Genomic DNA, 24,506 nt, shown 5'->3' on the forward strand with positions numbered 1-24,506 from the left:
TGCTTGCCGGTCCTGCAACCTTACAGATACTGTATTAGGCCGCGTAAGTGAACAATTTGCAAAAGCCACTGCCCGCTGCGGGCTTCCATGCGTTGCACAAGGTCAATCCAGATCAGGCCGCGCAGTCCCGGCGTCTGGTGCATGCAAGGCTTGAAGATGCCGCAGCATCCGAAGGTTTCCTGCTTGCCACTGTTACAGCAGTTACTGTGCCCGATGGCCAATATCTGAATACGCAAGTGACGTTCGCGAGCGCACAACATCGTGCTGCGTGGCTGGCGAAAGCGCCGACAGCCCAAATTCATGGCGAACAGCGCGCCGACGGTGCCGAATATGAAGGCCCGGTTGCCTGGATTGACGTCAATCTCGCTGACTGTCGCCCCCAGATGCGTTTAGTACCTCCGAAGTGGAAAATGGCCATTGTCTCTTGGCTCACAATTTTCCCAACATTAACGACGTTTCTTCTGGTAACGTCTCCCTTATTGCAGCATTTGCATCTTGTAGGGCGCATTTTCGTCAACACCCTTCTCATCGCGCCGTTGATGACATGGGTGTTGATGCCAATGATGACCCGCGTTTTGAGGCCTTGGCTTTTTGCCAAAGCGTCATGACCATGCCACCTGAGGAGAACCATTCCGTGCAGAACACAACGCAACATTCAGATCTGTTGGAATGGGTGGAAAAGATCGCAGAACTGGCCGGCCCCGATCGGGTTGTCTGGTGCGATGGCAGCGAGGCAGAAGCTCACGCGTTGACCACACAGCTTGTCGAGGCTGGAACGCTTGTGCAGCTTAACCCGCAGTTGCGCCCCAACAGCTTTCTCGCCCGGTCCGATCCGCGCGATGTTGCACGCGTGGAAAGCCGCACCTTCATCTGTTCGGAACGCAAGGAGGATGCTGGTGCCACCAACAATTGGCGTGATCCTGCAGAAATGCGAACAAAGCTGGGGGCCCTCTTTGCAGGTTCGATGAAGGGCCGGACGATGTATGTCGTCCCGTACTGCATGGGGCCGCTCGGCTCGCCAAACAGCGTGATCGGTGTGGAATTGACCGATAGCCCCTACGTTGTCCTCTCGATGCGGATTATGACACGAATGGGCCGCGATGCTTTGGAAGCACTTGGCACCGAAGGCTTTTTTGTCCCCTGCGTTCACAGTGTGGGCGCTCCATTGGAGCACGGGCAGTCGGATGTCGAATGGCCGTGCAACGAGGAAAAGTGGATCGTCCATTTTCCGGAATCACGCGAAATCTGGTCTTATGGTTCGGGCTATGGCGGCAATGCACTGCTAGGCAAGAAGTGCCTTGCCCTCCGCATCGCCAGCGTGATCGCTCGCGATGAGGGCTGGCTGGCAGAACATATGCTGATCCTGAAGATCACACCCCCCGCCAAGGAGCCCCGCTATATTGCGGCGGCGTTTCCATCGGCCTGCGGCAAGACCAACATGGCCATGCTCGAATCCACTTTGCCGGGATGGAAAGTGGAAACGGTGGGCGATGATATCGCCTGGATGCGGCTCGACGATGCAGGGCGTTTGCGAGCGATCAATCCTGAGGCCGGCTTCTTTGGTGTGGCACCAGGCACCAGCACCATGACAAACCGCAATGCGGTGGAAACGCTTCACGCCAATGCCATCTACACAAACACTGCGCTGACCGCCGATGGCGACGTCTGGTGGGAAGGCATGACAAAGCAGCCGCCAGAAGGACTGACCGATTGGCAGGGCCAGCCTTACGATGCGCAATCTGGCAAGCCTGCCGCGCATCCCAACGCCCGTTTTGCCGTGCCTGCCGCCCAGTGCCCTTCCATTGCCGATGAATGGGACGATCCCGTCGGCGTGCCGATTTCCGCCATCCTGTTCGGCGGGCGGCGAGCCACGGGTGTCCCGCTGGTGACCGAGGCGTTCGATTGGAAGCACGGCGTCTATCTGGCGGCCAACGTGTCTTCAGAAGGGACCGCAGCCGCAGAAAACGCCGTAGGTGCCTTACGCCGCGATCCTTTCGCCATGCTGCCGTTCTGCGGATATGACATGCGCAGCTACTTCGACCATTGGATCAATCTGGGCCGCAATGTTGCGCACAAGGGTGGGCTGCCCCGCATCTTTCTGGTCAATTGGTTTCGCAAATCGGCCGAAGGCAAATTCCTTTGGCCCGGATTTGGCGACAACGTGCGCGTGCTGAAGTGGATTATCGAGCGTTGCGATGATGAAGCTCCGGCGCGGCAAAGCCCGATCGGATTGCACCCGACGCGCGATGCCCTCGACCTTGACGGGCTCGACATCACAGATGCCGCTATCGAAGCGTTGTTGACGGTTGATGGTGCGCACTGGCAGCAGGAAGCCGTGGCCAACCGCAAGGACATGGCAGCCCTCGGCCCGCTGACGCCAGAACTTGAACTTCAGCAGCGATTGCTGGAAACCCGCCTCGGGATGATGCAAGTCCACGCTTCTGCTTGAAGCGGCTTTCAGCCCATCCACTGGCTGACGGGAACGGCAGATTCCTCAAGCGGCTGGCTGATGACATCCACTAGCGCGGGTCCGTCGTGTAGCACGGCTGAACGTATAGCGGCATCGACCTCAAGCGGATCGGAAACCGTCCATGCCTTGATGCCATAGACACGCGCTATGGCAGCATGGTCGGTGCGCGAAAAGTCGACCGAGAAATAGCGCTGGCCATAGCCGCTCTTCTGGCTGGCCTTGATCCAGCCATAGGACGCATTCGAGAACACGATGATTTTTACCGGAATGCCATAACGGACCAGCGTTTCCAGTTCACCCACACAAAAGCCGAAGCTACCATCACCCATGGCCGCAACAACTTGCGAAGACGGACTGGCGTGCCAGGCACCGATCGCCGCCGCCAGTGAGAACCCTAAAGCGCCTTGCGCTCGGTTGGTGATTAAGCGCCTACCGGTATTGTTGAATTCGTAATGCCCGGAAAAATAGGGACATGGCGTGCCAGGATCTGCAGCAATAATAGCATCTTCGGCCAAAACGGACTGCAAGGCCGCCAGCACGCGCTCTGGCCGGATAGGGCGATCTGTGCTCCGGGCAAGCTGCAGGAAGTTGGCGCGCTTTTTCTGACGCATGGCAAACAGCCGCTGTGCTGCGCCCGTGCTGCGCGCCTTGCCCGCCAGCTGCGTGGAAAGCTCGATATACAACGCCTGAAGACATGCCCTTGCATCACCGACCAGCGCTGCTTCGAACCGGTAGTTTGCGCCCACTGCCAGCGGATCAACATCGATGTGAACGATCCGCGCGTCCCTTCCCGGAACCGCCCCATGTTCAGTCGTGGTCGAACCTGCGCGGCACCCGATAAACATCACGAGATCGGCAGACGCCACAACTTCGCGCGTCTCATCGGTGCCGCCATTGGTGCCGACAACGCCGACTGCCAGCGGGTGACTGTCGGCAATCGCACCATGCCCGCTGACGGTGGAGGCCACCGGCGCATCCAGCAATTCGGCAATAAACGCCAGTTCTGCGCAGGCATGTGAAATGATAACGCCGCCCCCTGCAATAAACACCGGTGCTTTGGCTGAAAGCAAAGCCTGCGCTGCAGCTTGCACCGAATCGGCATCTGGCCCGGTACGGAAAGCCGGGAATCGGGTATGTTCGGCCTGCGCCCAGACCGTACCTTCATCCACGAGCTGCTTTTGCAGATCGTAAGGAAGACCTATGTGAGCAGCTCCGGGACGACCGGTAGTGATCGTGCGAAAAGCCTTGCGGAACATGTCCGGGATGTGCGCGACGTGATCGGCTACTCCGTTCCACTTGGTCAGGGACGCAAACAGAGCTTTCTGATCGAGTTCGGTCAGTGGATAACGCCCCCGTGCAGTCACCGGCACGTCGGACGTGATCGACAGCAGCGCGACCGAGCTTTCATTTGCTTCGACCACGCCGGGCAAAATGTATGTTGCCCCTCCCCCACTTGGCCCTTCGCAAATGCCCGGCTTCCCCGTGATCCGGGCGTAGGAATCAGCCATATAAGCGGCGTGGCGTTCGTCACGGGTCAGGACATGGGTTATACCGTGATCCAGGCGTGCCAGCGCATCATAAAACGGCAGGCTAGTATCGCCGCACAGACCGAAAACGTGCGTGACATCATGTGCCTGAAGCATACGCACCGCGGCCTCTGCGCCATTAATCTGTGCCATAAATTCGTGCCCTTACCAAACACAAGCCAACTCCGGCCAAGCACGCTCACTCCACCCGAAGCACTGGCTCGAGGATATTCATTTTGCGCTTTCGGTGAACATTATTGTGACCACTTGGATGGCTAGCTGCCGCAAAACAGGTCATTCAATACACCATAAGCTGGGCAAAGTCGCAGCATGCTTGGGGAGAGTAAAAAATGAAGCAATCTTCATTTCTATCAGCTTCGGCTTGGGCCGTACTGAGTTATGGATGCCTCGCAGGAGCGAGTGCAGCATATGCAGAAAGCAACGATAGCAGTGATGCGACGACAGGCTCGGCCGAGATCATCGTGACTGCACAAAAGCGTGCTGAAAACGTGCAAGACGTGCCGATCGCCATTACCGCACTTTCAACGGCAGATATTGCGGCATCTGGCATCACCAGCACCGAAGACCTGCGCTTTGCGGTGCCTGCGCTTAACGTCACGCGCGGCGCCGGCGGATTTGGTCTGCCGCGCATCCGCGGCGTTGGTGCAACGGGCCAGGGCAACGGCGTTGAAAACCCTGTCGCGCTCTATATCGATAACGTTTATTATTCTGCATCTAGCGGCGTTTTGCAGTCATTGTTCGATACCGAACAGGTAGCTGTGATCAAAGGGCCGCAAGGCACTTTGTTCGGCCGTAACGCCACAGGTGGCCTTATCCAGATCAGCACGCTCAACCCCAGCCTGACCGAGGCCAAGGGCAAAGCGGAAGTCGGCTATGCCAATTACGATACGGTTCGCGCGGCTGGATTCGTATCGGTGCCGCTATCGAGCAAGATCGCCATCAGCGTTTCGGGTCAGTACGAGAAACGTGCCGACGGCTTTGGTACGAACGTGTTCACAGGTAACGATGTGCAGGATGCACGGACTCACGCAATGCGCGCCAAACTGCTGTTTGAACCGTCCGATGCAACCCGCATCGTTCTTTCGGGAGACTTCAACGGCACGGATGACAGCAACCCCGCATTCGTGGCGTTTGACCGCAACACGCAGGGACTTTCTGTGCCTGAAGAAATCAGACGTCGTGGCGGCGATCCGCGTTATGACATTCTGGCCGATGTCGATCCCTTCCTGAAAGCGCGCCAGGTTGGTGGCAGCCTGACAATATCACACGATTTCAGTGGAATATCGATCAAATCCATAACCGCATACCGCAAGACCAACCTGCAGGTGATCTTCGATCCCGATGGCACCACCATTCCGACCTTGCGGATCAACAATGACAACGAAGACAAGAATTTCACGCAGGAAATCAACCTGATTTCCGAATCCGACGGCCCTTTCAAATGGGTTATCGGAGGGTTCTACATGAAAAATGACGCAGGCCAGTTGCCCGGTCGGACCACGGGTATCTCGCAGTTTAACGACAACGGCTTCAATGATGAATTCAATCAAGTAAAACTGAATTCGTGGAGCGGCTTTGCTGAAGGCACCTATACCCTCGGCGAAAGCACCAACATCACGGCTGGCATCCGCTATACAGCGGATGAGCGCACGCTGGACGCAACACGCGTGGCCTTCAATGGCAATACCAATACGACGACTACCATCGTCAATCCTACCGAAACCCGCAACTTCAACCGGCTTTCGTACAAGCTTTCGATCGATCACCGCTTTTCGGAAGAATTGCTTGCCTACGCCAGCTACAACCGTGGTTTCCGCGCGGGGACTTTCGTGCCGCAGGCCAATCCCATCGGCATTCTTGAACCCGAAATCATCGATGCCTTCGAAGTTGGCCTGAAATCGGATCTGTTTGACCGGAAACTGCGCTTCAATCTGGCCGGATACTACTACGACCAAAGCACGATTCAGGTGCAGCAGGTTATCGCTGGTGTGCAGAACGTGTTCAGTGCGCGCGGCGGTGCGGAAATCTATGGTGTCGACGCAGACTTTTCACTCAATGTATCCGACAATTTCCGCCTGTTCGGTGGCGTGGCCTGGAACCATGCCCGCTACAGGAATTTCACCGACGCTTTCATTGCCATTCCTTTCCCGCTTGCAACCAGCCTGGGTGCAGCAGGCGCTGCAGCATTCAGCACCACCAATTTTTCTTACATCGACAGTCTGACCGGCCAGACCCTGAGGAATACAACGTGCCAAGGCACGTTTGTGCCACCGGGACCCGGAGCCACGCAGGCCGGCCGCGACAATTTCTATCGCACCCGTCTGGGTGGAAACTGCCTGCTCAGGGGCGATGCCTCAGGAAACCGGTTGCAGAATACGCCTGACTGGAATCTCAGCCTTGGCGGCAATCTTGATGTGCCCACCAGCATCGGCAAGTTCAGTATTGCCGGCAACGTCGGCTACAATGGCGGTTATGTGGGTACGCCTGATGAAGGGGTGGAGCAACCGGCCTTCACCGTCGTCAACTCTTCGGTTACCTGGCGGAGCAACAACGAAAGGGTATCTGCCCGCCTCTGGGCCAACAACCTGACAGACGCCTATTTCCGTACACAAATCGGCCAATCAAACAGCGGACAAAACGGAACTTCAGGCACACCGCGTACTTACGGGGTCACGCTTGGCTTCCAGTATTGACCCAGAGCCGCATGATCTGATTTGCAAGGAGCCGCCCGGACATCGAAGCTGGGCGGCTTTGGCGATTGGGCACGGTCAGTGCCCCACGCCATCCCGGCGCGGGGCGTATCATTTTGACCTGGGACCTACGATAACCGACGAACAAGCCGCGCCGAAAGGGAGATTGAAGATGCTCAGATTGTTTTGGACACCGGCTGCATGGCTCCTTTCGGGTTGCGCTGCAGTCTCTGCCGCACCCCAAGAACAAATGCAGACCGTTGCTTCGACACAGCAAGGCGCCGTCATTACCATACTTGGAACAGCGGGCGGGCCACCACCGCATCCCGGTCGGGCTCAACCCTCGACGCTTCTTACCGTAGACGGAAAACGCTACCTGATCGATGCTGGCGAAGGCACAGGCTACCAGCTGCAACAGGCGGGTACACCGCCGGGCAAGCTCAATGTGATCTTCATCACCCACCTGCACTGGGATCATGTCCTTGGTCTCGACTATCTAATGGCAGTCGACTGGATGCGCGGGCGAACTGCCCAGCTCCCGATTTATGGCCCACCCGGTCTCGACGATCTGATCGGGCGCGAATTTCCGAAAGTCAAAGTCGGTGAAGCCATCTTCCGAGCGCAGGCCAGCAACCGGCCCGAAATATCGACTCTCTATCCCACGAACCAAGTTGCAAGCTGCGGCCCAACCGAGATCTTCCGCGACGATGTGGTCAAGGTCACTTCGGTCTGCAATTCGCATTTCGCCCAGGTGCGATCCGTCCCACACAGCTATGGCGAGGACCGCGCGCTGTCTTACCGGTTCGACACCAAATATGGCTCGGTGACCTTCACCGGCGACACAGGGCCTTCTGCGGACCTCGAAAAGCTGGCCGAGGGCAGCGACGTGCTGGTTTCCGAGATTGTCGACCTTGTGAGTATCGAACAGGACCTGCACCGCGTAGATCCGGCCCGCGATCACTCGCGCCTGATGGTCCATATGGCGCACCAGCATCTGACGGCTGAGGAACTCGGAAAACTTGCAACTCGCGCAAGGGTCAAGAAGCTTGTGCTGACACATTTTGTGATCGGCAAAGACTTCAACCCCGAAGGATTTGTAGCCCAGTTGCGTCCCTACTTCGCTGGGGAAATTGTGGTTGGGCAAGATCTTCAACGCACGATGCTGCTTGGGAAATAACTGCCAACCACCTTCTGCGATCCTTCCAAAGCCCGCTATGATGGCAAGCTGCTGTCGCTTGTTCCAAACATTGATTCCATTCTAGGCGGGAGTGGGAGGGCAAGATGGGCACTTCCAACGCACCCTTTACGTTTTCGGTTTGAGGTAAATAGCAAGCGTACGATACGCCAGTACGGTTGGGCGAGGACATCTTTCGGGCGCAGGCGAAGCTGCGATGTGGTTCATCGTGGCGAGGCTGCAACGCTGTTCAGGGAACGGGAAACGGCAATCGGAGGCGACTATTGGCAGCCCTCGGACAGCGTCGCCCGCTCAGGACGATGAACCACATCGGCCCCTTCACGCGCTCCTTGCAGAGAACTGCCAGAAGCCGTCCTCATAGGTCAGGATCAGTGCAGGTTGGTGTTATACCCAAAGCCGTAGGCAAGATCACCACGGGTGCCGGGGTCCGGAAGCTCGTGCTGACACACATTGTTGTGAGCCGGAGGTTTGATCCGGAAGCTTTTGCGAAATAGATCCGCCCTCACTTCAACGGTGAGATAACCGTCGGCACAGATTTGGCACGCATAGCGGCGAAATGATCAGCGCCAGATTTTGGCCAAACAAAAGCCCGATAAGCGGTGCGCTTATCGGGCTCTTTAGTGTGGTTAAATCGATATGGCAGATCAGTGCCCGACGGGGGGATCTACCCGGCCAGCAGGCCCAAGCGTGGAACTTGAAACAACCGTAAGCGCAAGCAAGGCCAGTCCGGCTAAAAGAGCAACCGGGACCATAGCCTGGATAGACTGACCCGCCCCGGCCCCCTGCCCAAGCGCCAGTCCCACGATGATCGGTGCAAACACCGAACCAAAGCGGCCCATTGCAACAGCGAAGCCCACCCCCGAGCCGCGACCCTGAAACGGGTAGACCCTCGGCGCAACGCCATAGAGCGTGAACTGACCGCCCAGTACGCCAAGACCGACAAGAAACGCCGCAGCCATAAGGCCGGTTGGCGTCTCGACGCTTGCAAACATGTACAGCCCCAGCGCCATCACGCCATAAAGCACCAGCATCGGCGCGCGAACGCCCAGTTTGTCGATCGCACGGCTAGCGATGAGTCCGCCGACAATACCGCCGACATTGATGGCGATGATGGCGTTGATGCCAACAGGGATGGGGTAACCCATGCTCTTAACGAGCAGCGGCGTCCAACCCAGGAGGATCGACAGCAGCGCAAGCGTCAGAATGAACGAGGTCCACAACAGCAATGTGGCAGCAGCCCTGCCTTCACCGAAAAGAGCCTGCATCGCGGGCATCCGTACTGACATGTTCGCGGTGCCCGGACGCCGCGTTTCCGGCAAATACCGAATGAGTAGTGGTAAGGTCAAAACCGTCAGCACACCGCCGACGAGGAACAGGCTCTGCCAACCGAAATTGGTTACCATCGTCCGCCCAGCGAGCCCGGAAATAATGCCCCCAAGCGGTTGGCCGACAATCATCGTCGTCACAGCGCTGGTGGTTTTCTCTGCGGCGGTGAGTTCGGTCATCGTGGCGATCAGCGTTGGCATGGCCCCACCAAGCCCGATCCCTGCAAGAATTCGGGTGATGACAACCATTTCGTAGGTCGATGAAAGAGCGGTCGCAAAGGTGAACACGCCGAGCGTGGCAACCGATACGATAACAACCGGTTTGCGTCCGATCCGGTCTGCCAGCCACCCACCTGCAACTGCGCCAATGGCAAGACCAATCAACGTGGCGCTCAAGAAAAATCCGATTTGCTCTTGCGAAAGCTTCATAATTTTCTGCAGTGCAGGACCGGCAGAGGAAATGACCTGCAGGTCGTAACCTTCGAGCACTGAAACCAGAAAACAGATCGGCATGGCAAACGCCCCCGTCTGTATCGTCTTGTCTGTCATATTGCTCTCCCAACTAATTGGGGGACCATAATCGAGAGCCCGGTACCGACAAGAACCCTAAGAACAAACTTATGAGGCATGCGGCATTATCAATCTGGGTTATACCGCTGCGATGGCATAGTGATCGTCTCCGAACCGCACAGCAAGGCTGAAGACACCAACAACAATGGACGAAGAACGCAAAACCCGCCGCATCCGGCACGAGACCGCCCGCCGCCGCACCCTGACCGTTGCGGAGAAGATTCACTTGTCCCCTTCATATCTCGCCATCCGGTTCGAATGTTCGGATTTTGAGGATTTCAACTCGGCATCGCCTGACGACCACGTCAAACTTTTCGTGCCGGGAGGATCGGCTACGGGGGGCAGACCACCGATGCGGGATTACACACCGCGATCCTTTGACAAGGCAGCCAACACTTTCGTCATCGACTTTGCGTTGCATGACGAGCCCGGTCCAGCGACAGCATGGGCCATAGCCGCCAAGCCGGGCGATACAATAGAGATTGGCGGCCCCCGTGGTTCGGTCGTGATTTCGGATGCGTTCCGTTCGTATTGGTTGATCGGCGATGAAAGCGCACTTCCGGCAATTCAGCGCCGTCTGGAAGAATGGCCGACCAAACATATCCACGTTCTCGCAGCCGTCAGCGGCCCTGACGAGGAAATCGCATTGCAGCTTGGCAACGATCATCATGTCGAATGGGTGCATCGTCCGGCCAGTGCTGCTGCAGATGCAAGCGCCCTGCTCAACGCGCTGAAGAGCCGCTTTCAGCCGGACGAAGATACCTTCGTCTGGATCGCAGCCGAAGCCGGCGTGACCCGCGACCTGCGCGAAGCTGTGTTGGCAGCAGGCCAGTCACTTTCACACATCAAGGCTTCGGGATATTGGACCCTGGGTCATGCAGATACGACTGCAAAGTTCGATTAGCCGCTGAACCTGATCAGCCCCTCCTGCCTGCGCCAAACACAAGGCACAGGCAGGACGGGATTATTCATGTAGCTTCCGCAACACGGTCTTCTTCCACCAGTCGGTCAATCATGCGCAGGGCCATCATCGGTGCGCGATCGATCGCCAACGACGTCCTCTGGCGAAGACCCGATCGTTCCTGCTCGCTCTGGATGGCACTGGCCATCACATTGTCTTCCTCGAAGGTCTTTTCCAGACTTGCCGTCAACGTCCGGTTGAATTCATCATCTCCGACGCGGAAGTTGCGGATATGCAACCAGAAGAAATGGGTTGTTGTCTGGGTTTCGGGGGTGAGAAACTTGTAGCTGAAGGTGCGAACCCCCGCATTCATCGTTTCCTCGTTGCGCTCGGCCCCTGTGGGTATCACGGCAATATCGACAAAGCTGGTGGCAGGCAGCTGGAAATGAAACGCGATCTGGCGATCTACACGCCCGGCGCCAAAGTCGCGGCTTTCGCGGTCGAGCGGCGTTGGCGGTATGTTTTGCAGCCAGCGATAAGCCTTGATGCCGCTTTTTGTCTTGCTGACCTCGACAGGAATGTTCTTGGCCGCAGGATTGCCGATCGTTTCCTTGTGCAGAAAAGTGGTGTGCGCCGGGTCCATCAGATTTTCGATTTCGATCCGGTAATTCGCCAGATGATGCTGGTAACCGTTCTCAAGAATTTCCCAACCGGGCTGACCATAACCTGGAACGTGTGGCATACGCGTCTCGTCGGCGACATTGCGGCCCATCCACAACCAGATCAAGCCAAAGCGTTCGATAGTGGGATACGACCTCGTCTTTGCCGTCGGAGGAATGACATCCTGTCCAGGGATCGAAATGCACGTACCATTCTGGTCAAACACCATGCCGTGATACCCACAGCGCAGACCTCCATCGGTGCATTCCCCCAGTGATAGCGGAGCAAGCCGGTGGGGGCACTGGTCCTCCAGCGCGCCTGCCGTACCGTCGGGCATACGGAAGAGGACAACGGGTTGGTCAAGAATGCGCCGGGCGACAGGACGTGTCCCGACCTCTGCCGACCAACCTGCCGCATACCATTGGTTGCGAGCGAATTCCTGCGTGAAATCAGCCTTCAACGACATCCGATAGTCTCCTGAATATGTCTGCAGGAACGCACAGAACGGATCGATACAGGCAATACAAATAGCCTACCCGGCGATAGATGTTGTAACTGCCACTGCCGAAAGTTGACCTAATGCGCGACGGCGGTGACCGTCTCGAGAAACTCGCGTTGTAACCGTGTCGGTAGCCAATCGACACGCATGGTCAGCCCGATCGACGGGTTCCTGCCAGCAAGCGAATAAGGCAAAGCGACCAGCTTTCCAGACTCGGACTGCAACTCGAATGAGGTAATGATAGTCAGCCGGTCGCTCACTTCCAGCAAGCTCCGAATGATCGTCAGCGATGACGTGGCCAGTGAAGGCCTGGGGTAGGGCCCCGGTTCGAACAGGGCGTTGAAAAATGCACGCCGGGTCGATCCTTCGGTCCCTACGATCCAATCAAAGCGGGCCAGATCGTCACGCGTAATATCCGGCTTGCCAGCGAGCGGATGATCCCGGCGGGCTACGACACGGAACGGCGTCTCGATCAATCGTTCGCTGCGAAGCTCCTCTACATCTTGTTCCTGAACGATGCCCAGTAAGAGATCGACCTCTCCGGCACGAAGCCGACGGATCATCTCTGACGTACTGTCGCTGACCACCCTTACGTCGGCATCCGGGTGCCGTTCGAGAAACGCCTTCAGAACGTCGGCAAGCAGAAGCACACCACCAAATGGCAATGCGCCAATTACGATCTGACGCTGCTTGCCGCCGGTCATCGCGCTAAGCTCGCTCAGTCCAGCTTCGATCTCCTGCATCGCCAGCTTCAGTTTCTGGCCAAATGCAAGCCCTTCGGGCCGTACTGTCAACCCTACGGCGGAACGATAGAACAGCGGACTACCGATGTTGCCCTCAAGATCGCGAGTGGAACGCTGCAACGATGCTTCGGTCAGCTTCATGCCAACTGCAGCACCGGCAAGAGTGCCGTATTCCATGGTTCCGATCAACGCACGCGCTTGCGAGCGGGAAAGGCGATTGACGATGACGCTTGCCTGCTCGACACCCTTTGCCTCGCCAATGGCCATCACCGCTGATGCCATCTGTGCGAACATCCGGCAGACGCGCAAATGCAGGACCGTTCCAGCCTCGGTCAGGTAGCTACCGCTCGCGCGCCGTTCCAGCAACGCAAAACCAACCTGCCGCTCCAGCTTCGACAAGGCTTGCGTTACGGCGGGCTGGGACAAGTTACACTCATCCGAGCCCTTTCGCACGCTTTCCAGTCTGCCGACGCTTTCGAACAACCGGAGTTGCTGAAAACTGATCGACGTCGCGAAACCTTCGCCATCCAAAGACACTTCCTCCTAATTGAAAAAAAACTCAAAACTGATAGACCTAAAACACGAAATCCGTGGGATTCCCGTGCGAAACCAAAGTAAATCTGACAATTGCCATATCAGAAAATTTATCGGTAGACACATGAATTGAACTGATCCTGCGAATGATAGCGCGGTAGCAAGTGGCCCTGGCTAGGAGGAATGCATGGAAGTTCGCGGTGAATTGTTGATCGGTGCGCAGTGTGCTGCCGGAGCAGGCCCCGCTTTCAGGGCGTTCAATCCTACGCTTATGCAGGAAATTGCACCTGAATTCAAAGCCGCGACTCTGGCCGACGTCGAGCGCGCCTGCGCATTGGCCAGCGCAGCCTTCGAGCCTTACCGCCACATCGGTGCGGCGCTTCGGGCCGCCTTTCTCGAAACTATTGCCAGCAACATCGAAGCAAACGCAGAGGCTATCGTCGCCTGCGCGATGGCCGAAACCGGCCTGCCCGAGGTGCGCTGCCGGGGGGAACTGGGCCGCACGACCGGGCAATTGCGCCTCTTCGCCCGAACGGTGCGCGATGGCGCGTACCTCGATGCGCGGATTGACCCGGCACTGCCCGACCGGACGCCTCCTCGGGCCGACATCCGCATGGTGCAGCAACCGCTCGGACCGATTGTCGTTTTCGGAGCAAGCAACTTTCCACTGGCATTTTCGGTGGCCGGTGGAGACACTGCGTCGGCATTGGCTGCGGGCTGTCCGGTCATCGTGAAGGGGCACAGCGCCCACCCCGGCACATCGGAACTGGTCGGCCGGACCATCCAGCAGGCGGTCATCCAGCATAATCTGCCCGAGGGTGTGTTTTCGCTGCTGTTCGGCGATGGTTCTACCATCGGCACGGCGCTGGTCGCCAATCCGTGCGTGCGGGCTGTGGGTTTTACCGGTTCCCGCAACGGCGGCTTGGCGCTTATGGCCGTTGCGCAAAATCGACCACGCCCGATCCCGGTCTATGCCGAAATGAGTTCGATCAATCCCGTGATACTGCTGCCCGGCGCCTTGGGTGCCAGAGCTGAACAGATCGGCGCGGCCTTTGCGGCATCGTCCTTGCAGGGCGCAGGGCAGTTCTGCACCAACCCCGGCCTTTTGCTAGCGGTGGACGGGCCAGACCTCGACCGCTTCGTGGCCAGTGCCGTTGACGGGCTGGAGGTGGCCAGTTTACCCACCATGCTCACCCCGGGCATCCATCAAGCGTATCGTGCTGGCGTGCAACGGCTGTCCACCAGTGATGGCGTAAAGACGCTGCGCCGTGGCGGTGGCGGCGAAGGCATCGTGTGCGATCCTGCGCTGTTTGAAACCGACGCGGACTGCTTTATGTCCAACCCGTCGCTGAGCGAGGAAGTATTCGGTGCGGCCGCCCTGCTTGTCAGGTGCCGCGACACCCCACAGATGCTGGCGGTGATCAAAGGTTTGGAAGGGCAACTGACTATCGCCATTCACGCCGATGCAGCAGACACCGTGCTTGCCCGGCAACTTCTCCCGCTGGCCGAAGCCTGTGCCGGACGCGTGCTGTTCAATGGGTTCGGCACCGGTGTCGAGGTGTGCGATGCGATGGTCCATGGTGGCCCGTTTCCATCCACCAGCGATGGCCGCACCACTTCGGTGGGGAGCTTGGCCATCGCCCGGTTCTTGCGTCCGGTCTGTTATCAGGATGTTCCGGCAGAACTCTTGCCCGAAGCACTTCGTGACGACAATCCCGCCTGTGTCCCCCGCCTGATCGATGGCAAGCGATAAGTATTGCATCGCGACCGGCAGAATCCGTGCAGCCGCCATTGATGCCAAGCGGTGGGCATGGTTGCAGTAAAGCCAACAACCAAGGAATGAGGAGCGCTACGTGGCCAGCAAAGTGTCACTGAAAATCGCCATCGCAGAACACCCCCACACTTCGGCCATCCGGTCAGGTGCGGTCGAGATCGAAGGTGTCGATGCCGAAATTGTCACGGTCAAGCCGCAGATCGGCGCGTTCCGCCGCATGGTGCGCGACGTGGAGTTCGACGTTTGCGAAATCGCGCCAACAACCTACATCATCGCCCGTGCCTATGGACGCCCATTCAAGGCATTGCCGATCTTCGTTGTTCGCCGCTTTCACCACTCGGGCTTGCTGGTGCGTCCCGACGCCGGGATCGCGCACCCCAAAGATCTTGAAGGCAAACGGGCAGGTGTCCGCGCCTATTCGGTGACGACCGGCGTCTGGACACGTCAGGTGCTAATAGACGAATTCGGCGTCGATAACGACAAAATCCACTGGTTCGTGGACGATGAGGAACATGTGCAGCAGATGCAACTGCCCGCAAATGTCAGCCATGTTTCTGCCGGAGATTCGCTGGCGGACATGATGGCGCGCGGCGATATCGTTGCAGGGTTTGCCGCTGCTGCCGGTATCGGTCGCACCGGTGCTCCCACCGGTGGCTGGCAGGAAGTCGAGGCCAACTATCCAGACCTGTTTCCCAATGCCGAAGAGCTTGAGGCAGACTACTATCGCCGCACCCGCGTCTATCCGATGCATGGCACGATCGTGGTCAAAGACAGCGTGCTCGAGGCCCATCCTTGGGTTGCACGGTCGCTCAACGATGCCTTCACCCGCGCCAAGGATGACTGGGTGGCCAAGCTTCACGCCGGAACCGCGCAAGGCGATAATGCCGCGAAATACGCCAAGCTTGCAAAGGTCGTCGGCGACGATCCGCTGCCTTATGGCATCGAAGCCAACAGGCCGACCATCGAGGCTCTGGAAAAAACCGCATGGGACCAGCGCCTCACGCCCAAGCGCATGACAATCGACGAACTGTTCGTCGATCCTTCGAAAATTTGAGGTTCGGCACATGATTATCGATTGCCACGGCCATTTCACCACGGTTCCGCAGCGTTTCCGCGATTGGCGGTCACGACAGGTCGATGCGGCCAACGATCCGGCCAATTCCCCCGACCCCAAGGAGGCCATCATCAGCGATGACGAGATTCATCAGGGCGTCGGCGGAGGGCAACTGCGCTTGCAAAAGGAACGCGGAGCCGACCTGACGCTGTTCTCACCCATCGCCGGCCTGATGAGCCACCATCTGGGTAACGAGCGCACCAGCATCGAATGGGCGACCGTTTCGAACAACAACGTCAAGCGCGTCTGCGAGCTCTATCCCGACAACTTCGTACCGGTGTGCCAGTTGCCGCAATCACCGGGAGCACCGCCTGCAAACTCGGTGCCCGAACTGCGCCGCTGCGTGGAAGAGATGGGCTTTATCGGCTGCAACCTGAACCCCGATCCTACCGGGGGCTATTGGACCGGCAAGCCGGTAACCGACCGCGAATGGTATCCGCTGTACGAAGCGATGTGCGAACTTGATGTGCCGGGCATGATCCACGTTGCGGCATCGTGCAATCCCAACTTCCACGGCACCGGTGCGCACTATCTGAATGCCGATACGTCGGTGTTCATGCAGATCCTCCAGTCTGATCTGTTCAAGGATTTCCCCACGCTGCGGCTGATTATCCCACACGGCGGCGGCGCGGTTCCCTATCACTGGGGCCGGTATCGCGGTATGAGCCTCGAAATCGCCAAGCGCCCGCTCGAAGGGCTGCTCGAAAACATTTATTTCGACACATGCGTCTATCATCACCCCGGCGTCGAACTGCTGACCAAGGTCGTGCCGACCACCAATGTGCTGTTCGGCTCCGAAATGATCGGTGCGGTTCGCGGCACCGATCCGAACACGGGCCATTACTTCGATGATACCAAGCGCTATGTCGACGCCTGCGAAGCGCTGGATGAAAATGACCGTGCGCTGATCTTCGAAGGCAATGCCCGCCGCGTATTCCCCCGCCTAGATGCACAACTGAAAGCAAAGGGGCTTTGACCATGGTCATCGACATCCACCCCCACGTCATTTCCGATGATGAAAGCCGCTACCCGCCCGCCCCGCTGTTCGGGAAGCGGTCTGACTGGTCGCAAGAGCGGCCATCTACTGTCAACACGCTGATTGACCAGATGGACGCCGCCGGGGTCGACAAGGCCGCCGTGGTCCACAGTTCGACGACATATGGCTTCGATAACTCTTACGTGGTCGATGCCTGCAATGCGCATGCCGGTCGCCTGCTTGCGGTCGGCTCGGTCGATGTGCGCGCGCCCGATGCCTGTGCCGTGATCCGCGACTGGGTGCAGCGCGGCCTGGGTGGCCTTCGCATCTTTACCGGCGGCAGCACCAAGGACTTCGACCCCACCGAACTGGAAGACGAGGCTGCTTATCCGGCGTGGGAACTGATGAGTGAACTGGGACTGACCATGTGCATTCAGACCGGACCGGTCGGCCTGCCGCAGGTTACCACGCTGGCGCGGCGCTTTCCAGGCGTGCCGATCATCCTCGATCACCTTGGCCGTCCCGATCCGACCGACGGGCCGCCCTATGCAGCGGCGCAAAGCCTGTTCGATCTGGCCGCAATTCCTTCGATCTACCTCAAGCTCACGCCGCGGATCATGGGCGATTGCACCAAGGGCAATGCCGATCCGGAAAGCTGGTTCGGCACTCTGGTAGAACGGTTCGGCGCAAACCGCATGGCGTGGGGATCAAACTATCCCACCTCGCCCGGCTCACTTGCAGTTATCCGCCAGACCGCGCAGAACAGACTTGCCTCACTCAGCGCACAGGATCAGGAATGGATCTTCGGCAAAACGGCAGCGGCGCTTTACCCCAGCCTAGCATGATCTTTCCGAGACTTCGGGCCGGGCCAAGTGCCTTTCCCAGACGATTGACAATGTAATTCAGGATAAAGTTATGGCTCAGATCGTCTTCGGCATGGCCGTCCCGCACTCCGGAATGCTCGGGCAAACCCCGGAAGAATGGCTCAACAATGCGCCTCGCGACATGGCCAATCCGGAACTGTGGTATCGCGGGCGGACCTGGACTTATCCTGAACTCGAGGCAGAACGCGGCGCGGCCTTCGAACAGTTCCTGACCATCGAGGAGCGCACCATGCGCTCGGCCAAATGCAGCGCCGCACTTCAGAAGATGCGCGAAGCCTATGCGGCAGCCGATATCGACGTCGCAATCATTCTGGGCAAGGACCAGAAGGAAATCTGGCCTAACATGTCGCCCTCCATCGCCATCTATACCGGTGAGGACGTTCACAACGGACCACCGCAAAGGGCCGTTTACGCCCCCGATCACCATGTTGTGCACAAGGCGCATCCGCAGCTTGCAACCTACCTGATAGAGGCTTTTCAGGCGCAGGGCTTTGACCTGACCGACCTGATCGAATGGCCTGAAAACGTCTGGATGGAACGCCAGATGAAGCAGAAGGCGGATTATCCGGTCGTTCCCCACGCTTACAGCTTTGTCTATCACCAGATCATGGGCGACAATCCTCCGCCGCATGTGCCGGTGCTGATGAACCTGTTCTATCCACCGACACAGCCATCGATGCAGCGGTGCATGGATTTCGGCCGGGTGCTGCGCGATGCCATCCTTGCCTGGCCCGATGACGTGCGCGTTGCCGTCATCGCCAGCGGTGGCCTCACGCACTTCGTCAACGACGAGGACTTCGATCGCAAGATCATAAAAATGCTGGCCGGTTATGATTATCAGGGCTTGGCCGCCATTCCTGACAGTTACTACCAGTCAGGCACGTCCGAGATCAAAATCTATTCTACTGTAATGATGGCGCTTGAGCACACTGGGGCGCAGATGACGCTCGTGGACTACATTCCCTGCTGGCGAACGGCCGCAGGAACCGGCGAGGGCATGGGCTTCATGTACTGGGCACCCGAACAGAAAGACGCGTAAAATGACAAACCTTCGCCTCAACGGCATCATCCGTGCATTCGAAGCAGGCAAGCCCGCGTTTACCTGCTTTGCCAAGCTTGACCGCCAACTCGCCATCGAGTTGACCGATGCCCCTTATGACGGGATCGTCTACGAGATGGAGCACAACCCCTATGACGTGGCTGCGCTGGGGGATTGCCTCCAATATATGCTCAATCGCAAGGCCATTGCGCAAAGCGGTTCGGTTGCCCCGTCCGTCACGCCTATGGCGCGCATTCCTGCCAACGGCGCTGAAATGAACCAGTTTCAGGCCAAGCAGGTGCTCGATCGCGGCGTCTATGGCGTGATCGTGCCGCATGTCTGGACAGTCGAGCAGGCATGGAATGCCGTCGCCTCATGCCGCTATGCCCGGCCTAAGAACGCTGCCTTCTACGAACCCAAGGGCCTGCGCGGCGATGGCCCTGCCACCGCGGCCCGGTACTGGGGACTGACGCAGGCCGAATACTACGCCAAAGCCGATGTCTGGCCGCTGGTGCCGCATGGCGAACTTCTTGTCGGCCTGATGATCGAAAGCCCCGAGGCAATCGAAAACCTCGACGATATTCTGGCCAACGTGCCCGGCATCGGATTCTGCCTGATCGGAGAAGGTGATCTGTCACAGGCGCTTGGCTACGCGCGCCAATACGAACATCCCGAAGTGCTTGGTGCGATGGCCCGCATCGTCGCAACTTGCCATAAGCACGGCGTCGTCGTGGGCAACCCGCATGTGGGTGCCAAAAACGTGGAACGGTTGCTGGACGAAGGCTTCCGCTTCCTCATGTCCGCACCTTCGCGGTCTTACGGTGTTGTCGGCCAGGGCCGCGAACTGGCGGGGTATTGAACGCCATGAACGGAGCCAATGCCCTTGTCGAAACGCTGACCGACAGCGGTATCGAAATCTGTTTCGCCAACCCCGGCACGTCGGAAATGCACTTTCTGGCGGCGTTGGAAAGCCCTCGGATCAGGCCTGTGCTGTGCCTGTTCGAAGGTGTGTGCACCGGAGCTGCCGACGGGTGGTACCGGATGCGCGACAAGCCTGCCTCCACGCTGCTGCACCTTGGCCCCGGCCTTGCCAACGGTCTGGCCAATATCCACAACGCAAAGCGCGCCAGTTCGGGCATGGTCAACATCGTGGGCGAGCATTCCGCCTCGCATCTGCGCCATGATCCCCCGCTCACATCGGATATCGAAGGGCTGGCAAGGCCGCTCAGCCATTGGGTGCGCCGGGTCGAAAATGCGCAAAGCATCGCATGGGATACCGCCGCCGCCGTGGCCAAGGCCTCAGAACATCCGGGCCGCATCGCCACACTAATCCTTCCGGGTGACTCGGCCTGGCAGGACGCCAGCGGTACGTCTTCACCAAAGCCTACAACGCCAGCACCCAAGGCTCCCGATTCAGCCCGGATCGATGCCATCGCCAAAGTGTTGCGGTCGGGCGAACCGGCAATGCTGGTGCTGGCCAACAAGGCCACGCGAGACGGTCCGCTCGAATTGGCAGGCAAGGTCGCTGCTGGAACCGGGTGCAGGCTGGGCTCGCAATTCTTCACCGCGCGGATCGAGCGCGGTGCGGGCCGGGTGCCGCTGGAGCGTATTCCCTACGCAGTGCCACAGGCCATTGCGTTCCTGAAGGACATCAAACACATCATCACGCTGGAAACGCGCGAACCGGTGGCATTCTTTGCCTATCCGGATCGCCCCAGCCTGATGAAGTCGGCAGATGCCGTGGTCCACACGCTGGCAGCCGACGATGAAGACAGCACGCTCGCGCTGGAAATGTTGGTCGATGCGCTTGGCCTTGGTGGGGCCGTGCCGGTTCGGCAGATTGCAGCCGAACGGATCATACCCAGCGGCAAGCTGGACGCGATCAGCATCGCCTATGCCCTGTGTGCGGGCATCCCCGAAAACGCAATCGTGGTCGATGAATCCCTGACCAGTGGCCGCGAATCAATGAGCTATACGTTGGGCGCGCTGCCGCACGACATGATAAACAATCTTGGCGGATCAATTGGTTACAGCCCACCAGTAGCTACCGGAACCGGACTGGCCTGCCCGGATCGCCGCACCATCTGTCTGGTGGGCGATGGCAGCGCGATGTATACGATCCAGGCCTTGTGGACGCAATCGCGTGAACAACTGCCGGTGACCACCGTAGTCTTTGCCAACAACAGCTACAACATCCTCAAGGCCGAATATGCCAATATGGGCGCGGGCCCCACACCGGGCACGCGTGCGCTCAGCATGATCGACATTGATCGCCCGACAATCGACTGGCTGGCCATGGGCAAATCGATGGGCGTGCCCGGCGTCCGCGTCGAAACTGCCGAAGATTTCCTACGCGCACTGCTCGATGCGAACGCAGAAGCCGGACCACGGCTGATCGAAGTCAAACTCTACTGAACGGAAGCTAGACAGATGCTCTCACTCAAGGCGAATGTTGCCGAGTATCCGCAAACCAAGGCCTTACTCGACGGTCGCGTTACCTCGGACGTTGTGAAGCTGGATTTCTGTGGCCCTGAAAAGGCGCACAACGGCTTCAAGGACATGCTGCGGCGCGGGGCTTACGATTGCGGCGAGCTTGCCATCGTGACTTATCTTCAGGCGGTGACCTATGGCAAACCATGGGTTGCCTTACCCGCGCCGGTCTCGGGCCGTTTCCAGCACCACTGCGCCGGATTCAACCGCGAACTGGGCCACGTGGCACCAAAGGATATCGAGGGACAGAAAGTTGGTGTGCGCACCTATGCACAGACCACAGGCCTCTGGGTGCGCGGTGTGCTTCAGCATGAGCACGGCGTCGATCTGGACAAGGTCACCTTTATGACCGTGGGCGAAGGGCACCTAGAAGAATACTCCGACCCGCCAAACTGCGTTCGCCTACCCAAAGGTTCGGACATTGGGCAGATGATGCTCGACGGCGAACTTGCCGCAACACTGCAGGGCGTGGACCTGCCAAAGGACCCGCGGGTAGAACGGCTGGTTCCAGATCCTTTCAACGCGGGCAAGGCATGGTATGCCAAAAGCGGGATCGTGCCGATCAATCACCTGTTCGTGGTGCACGCCGATCTGGCACGTGATCGGCCCGATGTGGTCCGCGAACTCTATCGGATGATCGGGCAAAGCCGCGATTTGACCGAAGGCGGATTGCCTGACCCTTTCCCGCCAATGGGCTTCGAAGCCAATCGCACTGGAATCGAACTTGCAATTCAGTTCGCTTTCGAACAACGCATCATCCCGCGCAAGATGAGCATCGAGGAATTGTTTGATCCGGCAATGCGGGCGCTGAACTGATTGGTGATGTTAAACAATGAAGGTGCAGTGATCACGCAAAATTCGGGACATCCCTTCACATTCAGGAATTACCGGCACTTCTGGACAGCGCGCCTGTTTTCGATGTTGGCGCAAAATTGCGTTAGCGTCATTCTGGGATGGCAGGCATATGAAGTTGCCCGCCGGACCATGAGTCTTGAAGGTGCAGCCGCACAACTGGGCATCATCGGCCTGATCCAGTTTCTGCCGATCGCCACTCTGTCGCTCCATGCCGGTCTTGTGGCAGATCGGCAGGACAGGCGATTCATTGTCGGCATATGTCTGGCGATCCAGGCCTTCGTGTCGGTTGCGCTGGCGATGTTGACTGCCACCGGCCAGATTACCCTTGGCAGCATTTTTGCCATCGCGGCGGTTCAGGGTATGGCGCGCGCTTTTTATCTCCCCGCGATGAACGCGCTTGGCCCCAATTGCGTGCCGAAAGCCGTCCTGCCGCGCGCGGTGGCGCTCTCCACGCTGTCGGGCCGGTTTGGCGCCATCCTCGGTCCAGTGCTGGGCGGGGCCTTGTTTACCCTTACCCCTGCTTTGCCTTATCAGGCCGCTGTGGGGATGCTGCTGGTGTCAATGCTACTCGTACTGACCATCAGCAACATCGAGCGCCCACGCATGGCTACGCGTCGCAGCCCCTTTCACGAAATCGCCGATGGCCTGCGCTATGTCCGGCAAAGCCGCGTTCTGTTGGGCGCCATTTCGCTTGATATGGTTGCCGTTCTGGTGGGCGGGGCCACGGCATTATTGCCTGTATTCGCCCGGGAAGTGCTTCAGGTCGACGCCGATGGCCTTGGCCTTTTGCGCGCAGCCCCCGCCCTTGGTGCAATTGCGACCGGGCTGTGGTGTTCGCGTTATCCCATAGATCGCCGGGTCGGAAAAAAAATGCTGGTCTCGGTCGGCATCTTCGGCCTCGCCACGGTCTGTTTCGGACTTGCCAGAACTATGCCCGCTGCACTTGTCAGCCTGTTTGCTATCGGCGCATCAGATATGGTCTCGGTGATGGTCCGCCAGTCGCTCATCCAGATCCGTACGCCGGACGAGATGCGCGGCCGCGTCGGTGCCATGTCGGCGCTGTTCATCTCGACCTCCAACGAGCTTGGCGAAGCAGAATCCGGCTTTGCTGCAGCCCTGTTTGGCCCGGTCGCTGCCGTGGTCGGCGGCGGTATCGGCGCGGTCATCATCGCCTTGGCATGGGTCCGCCTCTTCCCCGATCTGGCGAAAGCCAACCGCCTGAGCAGCCCGGAAGGCGAATAGTACCGATACCGGCTATTGCCATGCAGCCAATATTGCTTGTGTCAACACCGGGATAAAAGCAGGTAAGTTGGCTTGAACAAAAAGCCTCCTGGTGAGGCTGGACAGCATCGGCAGCGGGGAAGCGGCTGGGGCGGAGCGGAAGCCGTGGTGGACGCGACGCTTTGACTCTTTTGGCAAGCCACCAGTGTGCACGCCGAACGACCCTACCTTCCACATCGACCATGCAGACATGCGTCGTCTTGTCACTCAAGTCTAGCTCGCGTTGACAAAGGATTGCAGCCATAGTCTTGCTGCTGCGAGATTGAGCAAGCTCTCGAACGACAGGACGGTCTTGTCATAGCGCGTGGCGATGCGATGCTGTTGCTTCAGCTTGCCGAACATGCGCTCGACGCGGTTGCGATCCTTGTATCGCCGGTAGTGTGGATGTGCTGGTACTTTTCGATTTGAGCGGGGCGGAATGACGGGCAGAATGCCGCCCATCAGCAGGTTTTCCCGGAACCTGTCGCCGTCATAGCCCTTGTCTGCGAGCAGACCCTTGGGCGTGGGCAGCGGCAGATTCATCAGGTCGTCAGCTGCGGTATAATCCGAAGCCTCACCGCCAGTCAGGATTAAGCCGAGAGGGAGTCCCTGATTGTCGCAGCGAGCGTGGACTTTGCTCGTAAAGCCGCCGCGTGATCGACCAAAAGCCTGCGCACAAGCCCCCCCTTTTCCGCCCACTGCCGAAACATGGCCGCGAACCGTGGTGCTATCGATCATGTGCTGCCAGTCATCGGTGAGCCCCAGGTCGACCAGCGTTTGCAGTAGCGCATTCCAAACGCCCTGTTCGGCCCAGCGCCGGAACCGGGCATAAACCAAGTTCCACTTGCCGTAACGCTCGTGCATGTCGCGCCAAGGACAACCAACCCGTAGCACGTGGAGCATGCCTTTGAGAAAGAACCGGTTTCTCCCACCGGTCGTGCCCAGCGGCTCCGCTCTGACGGCAGCAGCGGCTCGAACAG

At 58.7% G+C, this 24,506-nt stretch carries 19 protein-coding genes; 14 read left to right on the forward strand and 5 right to left on the reverse strand.

The genetic code is table 11. The features are described 5' to 3' along the window. The first annotated feature begins 47 nt into the window (after nucleotides 1-47). The gene (locus IP81_RS18005) at nucleotides 48-608 is read left to right on the forward strand and encodes a hypothetical protein (RefSeq protein ID WP_054109389.1); all 561 of its coding nucleotides are present in this window, start codon (nucleotides 48-50) and stop codon (nucleotides 606-608) included. Next, nucleotides 605-2,449 carry a phosphoenolpyruvate carboxykinase (GTP) gene (locus IP81_RS18010; protein ID WP_082356298.1) on the forward strand — a complete coding sequence of 615 codons (1,845 nt, stop codon included), beginning with the start codon at nucleotides 605-607 and terminating at the stop codon, nucleotides 2,447-2,449. Before IP81_RS18005 ends, IP81_RS18010 begins: the two co-directional genes overlap by 4 nt. Nucleotides 2,450-2,457: 8 nt before the next feature. On the opposite strand, the gene IP81_RS18015 is transcribed toward IP81_RS18010, so the two are convergent. Beyond that, nucleotides 2,458-4,149, reverse strand: a complete 1,692-nt coding sequence (locus IP81_RS18015) for a thiamine pyrophosphate-binding protein (protein WP_054109390.1) — start codon at nucleotides 4,147-4,149, stop codon at nucleotides 2,458-2,460. A gap of 197 nt (nucleotides 4,150-4,346) precedes the next feature. Here IP81_RS18015 and IP81_RS18020 point away from each other — a divergent pair, with 197 nt between their 5' ends. Together IP81_RS18020 and IP81_RS18025 are read left to right on the forward strand one after the other, a co-directional pair. Beyond that, the gene (locus tag IP81_RS18020; RefSeq protein ID WP_054109391.1) at nucleotides 4,347-6,710 is read left to right on the forward strand and encodes a TonB-dependent receptor; all 2,364 of its coding nucleotides are present in this window, start codon (nucleotides 4,347-4,349) and stop codon (nucleotides 6,708-6,710) included. 169 nt (nucleotides 6,711-6,879) lie between these two features. Beyond that, entirely contained in the window at nucleotides 6,880-7,884 is a 1,005-nt protein-coding gene (locus IP81_RS18025) for an MBL fold metallo-hydrolase (protein ID WP_082356299.1), read from the forward strand. Between the two features lie 662 nt (nucleotides 7,885-8,546). Here IP81_RS18025 and IP81_RS18030 read toward each other — a convergent pair. Next, entirely contained in the window at nucleotides 8,547-9,776 is a 1,230-nt protein-coding gene (locus IP81_RS18030) for an MFS transporter (RefSeq protein ID WP_082356300.1), read from the reverse strand. A gap of 166 nt (nucleotides 9,777-9,942) precedes the next feature. Between IP81_RS18030 and IP81_RS18035 the strand changes: the two genes are divergently transcribed. Beyond that, nucleotides 9,943-10,701 (forward strand): siderophore-interacting protein, encoded by a 759-nt coding sequence (locus IP81_RS18035; RefSeq protein WP_054109394.1) that lies wholly within the window; start codon nucleotides 9,943-9,945, stop codon nucleotides 10,699-10,701. Between the two features lie 64 nt (nucleotides 10,702-10,765). Here the strand turns inward: IP81_RS18035 and IP81_RS18040 are convergent, their stop codons facing one another. Together IP81_RS18040 and IP81_RS18045 are read right to left on the reverse strand one after the other, a co-directional pair. Then, nucleotides 10,766-11,824, reverse strand: a complete 1,059-nt coding sequence (locus IP81_RS18040; protein WP_054109395.1) for an aromatic ring-hydroxylating dioxygenase subunit alpha — start codon at nucleotides 11,822-11,824, stop codon at nucleotides 10,766-10,768. 110 nt (nucleotides 11,825-11,934) lie between these two features. Further along, the gene (locus IP81_RS18045; protein ID WP_054109396.1) at nucleotides 11,935-13,131 is read right to left on the reverse strand and encodes a LysR family transcriptional regulator; all 1,197 of its coding nucleotides are present in this window, start codon (nucleotides 13,129-13,131) and stop codon (nucleotides 11,935-11,937) included. Between the two features lie 190 nt (nucleotides 13,132-13,321). On the opposite strand from IP81_RS18045, the gene IP81_RS18050 reads away from it, so the two are divergent. The 9 genes from IP81_RS18050 (at nucleotide 13,322) to IP81_RS18090 (ending at nucleotide 23,508) form a co-directional block, all read left to right on the forward strand. Then, complete coding sequence (locus IP81_RS18050) at nucleotides 13,322-14,887, forward strand: aldehyde dehydrogenase (NADP(+)) (RefSeq protein WP_054109397.1); 1,566 nt, start codon at nucleotides 13,322-13,324, stop codon at nucleotides 14,885-14,887. 100 nt (nucleotides 14,888-14,987) lie between these two features. After that, nucleotides 14,988-15,962, forward strand: coding sequence for a PhnD/SsuA/transferrin family substrate-binding protein (locus IP81_RS18055; RefSeq protein ID WP_054109398.1), 975 nt, complete (start codon nucleotides 14,988-14,990; stop codon nucleotides 15,960-15,962). A gap of 10 nt (nucleotides 15,963-15,972) precedes the next feature. Further along, a complete protein-coding gene (locus IP81_RS18060; protein WP_054109399.1) occupies nucleotides 15,973-16,998 on the forward strand; it encodes an amidohydrolase family protein in 1,026 nt (341 codons plus the stop codon). 2 nt (nucleotides 16,999-17,000) lie between these two features. Next, the gene (locus IP81_RS18065; protein WP_197274700.1) at nucleotides 17,001-17,843 is read left to right on the forward strand and encodes an amidohydrolase; all 843 of its coding nucleotides are present in this window, start codon (nucleotides 17,001-17,003) and stop codon (nucleotides 17,841-17,843) included. Nucleotides 17,844-17,913: 70 nt separating this feature from the next. After that, nucleotides 17,914-18,921, forward strand: a complete 1,008-nt coding sequence (locus IP81_RS18070; protein WP_054109401.1) for a protocatechuate 3,4-dioxygenase — start codon at nucleotides 17,914-17,916, stop codon at nucleotides 18,919-18,921. Between the two features lies 1 nt (nucleotide 18,922). Beyond that, on the forward strand, nucleotides 18,923-19,780 hold the full coding sequence (locus IP81_RS18075; RefSeq protein ID WP_054109402.1) for an HpcH/HpaI aldolase/citrate lyase family protein: 858 nt from the start codon (nucleotides 18,923-18,925) through the stop codon (nucleotides 19,778-19,780). Between the two features lie 5 nt (nucleotides 19,781-19,785). Then, nucleotides 19,786-21,336: an acetolactate synthase large subunit gene (locus IP81_RS18080; RefSeq protein ID WP_054109403.1), complete on the forward strand. Its 1,551-nt coding sequence runs from the start codon at nucleotides 19,786-19,788 to the stop codon at nucleotides 21,334-21,336. A 15-nt stretch (nucleotides 21,337-21,351) separates the two neighbouring features. Further along, nucleotides 21,352-22,227 carry a phosphate ABC transporter substrate-binding protein gene (locus IP81_RS18085; protein WP_054109404.1) on the forward strand — a complete coding sequence of 292 codons (876 nt, stop codon included), beginning with the start codon at nucleotides 21,352-21,354 and terminating at the stop codon, nucleotides 22,225-22,227. A 6-nt stretch (nucleotides 22,228-22,233) separates the two neighbouring features. Continuing rightward, nucleotides 22,234-23,508, forward strand: coding sequence for an MFS transporter (locus tag IP81_RS18090; protein WP_054109407.1), 1,275 nt, complete (start codon nucleotides 22,234-22,236; stop codon nucleotides 23,506-23,508). 252 nt (nucleotides 23,509-23,760) lie between these two features. On the opposite strand, the gene IP81_RS19905 is transcribed toward IP81_RS18090, so the two are convergent. Next, nucleotides 23,761-24,506 (reverse strand): IS5 family transposase (locus IP81_RS19905; RefSeq protein WP_231627122.1); only part of this gene is annotated, 746 nt, incomplete at its 5' end.

Source organism: Novosphingobium sp. AAP83, assembly GCF_001295795.1.
Taxonomy (GTDB): Bacteria; Pseudomonadota; Alphaproteobacteria; order Sphingomonadales; family Sphingomonadaceae; genus Novosphingobium.

Bases quoted from the DNA above. Each gene is read 5' to 3' on its own strand.
- IP81_RS18010 (WP_082356298.1), top strand. From the start codon at position 605: ATGACCATGCCACCTGAGGAGAACCATTCCGTGCAGAACACAACGCAA.
- IP81_RS18015 (WP_054109390.1), bottom strand. From the start codon at position 4,149: ATGGCACAGATTAATGGCGCAGAGGCCGCGGTGCGTATGCTTCAGGCA.
- IP81_RS18020 (WP_054109391.1), top strand. From the start codon at position 4,347: ATGAAGCAATCTTCATTTCTATCAGCTTCGGCTTGGGCCGTACTGAGT.
- IP81_RS18025 (WP_082356299.1), top strand. From the start codon at position 6,880: ATGCTCAGATTGTTTTGGACACCGGCTGCATGGCTCCTTTCGGGTTGC.
- IP81_RS18030 (WP_082356300.1), bottom strand. From the start codon at position 9,776: ATGACAGACAAGACGATACAGACGGGGGCGTTTGCCATGCCGATCTGT.
- IP81_RS18035 (WP_054109394.1), top strand. From the start codon at position 9,943: ATGGACGAAGAACGCAAAACCCGCCGCATCCGGCACGAGACCGCCCGC.
- IP81_RS18040 (WP_054109395.1), bottom strand. From the start codon at position 11,824: ATGTCGTTGAAGGCTGATTTCACGCAGGAATTCGCTCGCAACCAATGG.
- IP81_RS18050 (WP_054109397.1), top strand. From the start codon at position 13,322: ATGGAAGTTCGCGGTGAATTGTTGATCGGTGCGCAGTGTGCTGCCGGA.
- IP81_RS18060 (WP_054109399.1), top strand. From the start codon at position 15,973: ATGATTATCGATTGCCACGGCCATTTCACCACGGTTCCGCAGCGTTTC.
- IP81_RS18065 (WP_197274700.1), top strand. From the start codon at position 17,001: ATGGTCATCGACATCCACCCCCACGTCATTTCCGATGATGAAAGCCGC.
- IP81_RS18070 (WP_054109401.1), top strand. From the start codon at position 17,914: ATGGCTCAGATCGTCTTCGGCATGGCCGTCCCGCACTCCGGAATGCTC.
- IP81_RS18075 (WP_054109402.1), top strand. From the start codon at position 18,923: ATGACAAACCTTCGCCTCAACGGCATCATCCGTGCATTCGAAGCAGGC.
- IP81_RS18080 (WP_054109403.1), top strand. From the start codon at position 19,786: ATGAACGGAGCCAATGCCCTTGTCGAAACGCTGACCGACAGCGGTATC.
- IP81_RS18085 (WP_054109404.1), top strand. From the start codon at position 21,352: ATGCTCTCACTCAAGGCGAATGTTGCCGAGTATCCGCAAACCAAGGCC.
- IP81_RS18090 (WP_054109407.1), top strand. From the start codon at position 22,234: ATGTTAAACAATGAAGGTGCAGTGATCACGCAAAATTCGGGACATCCC.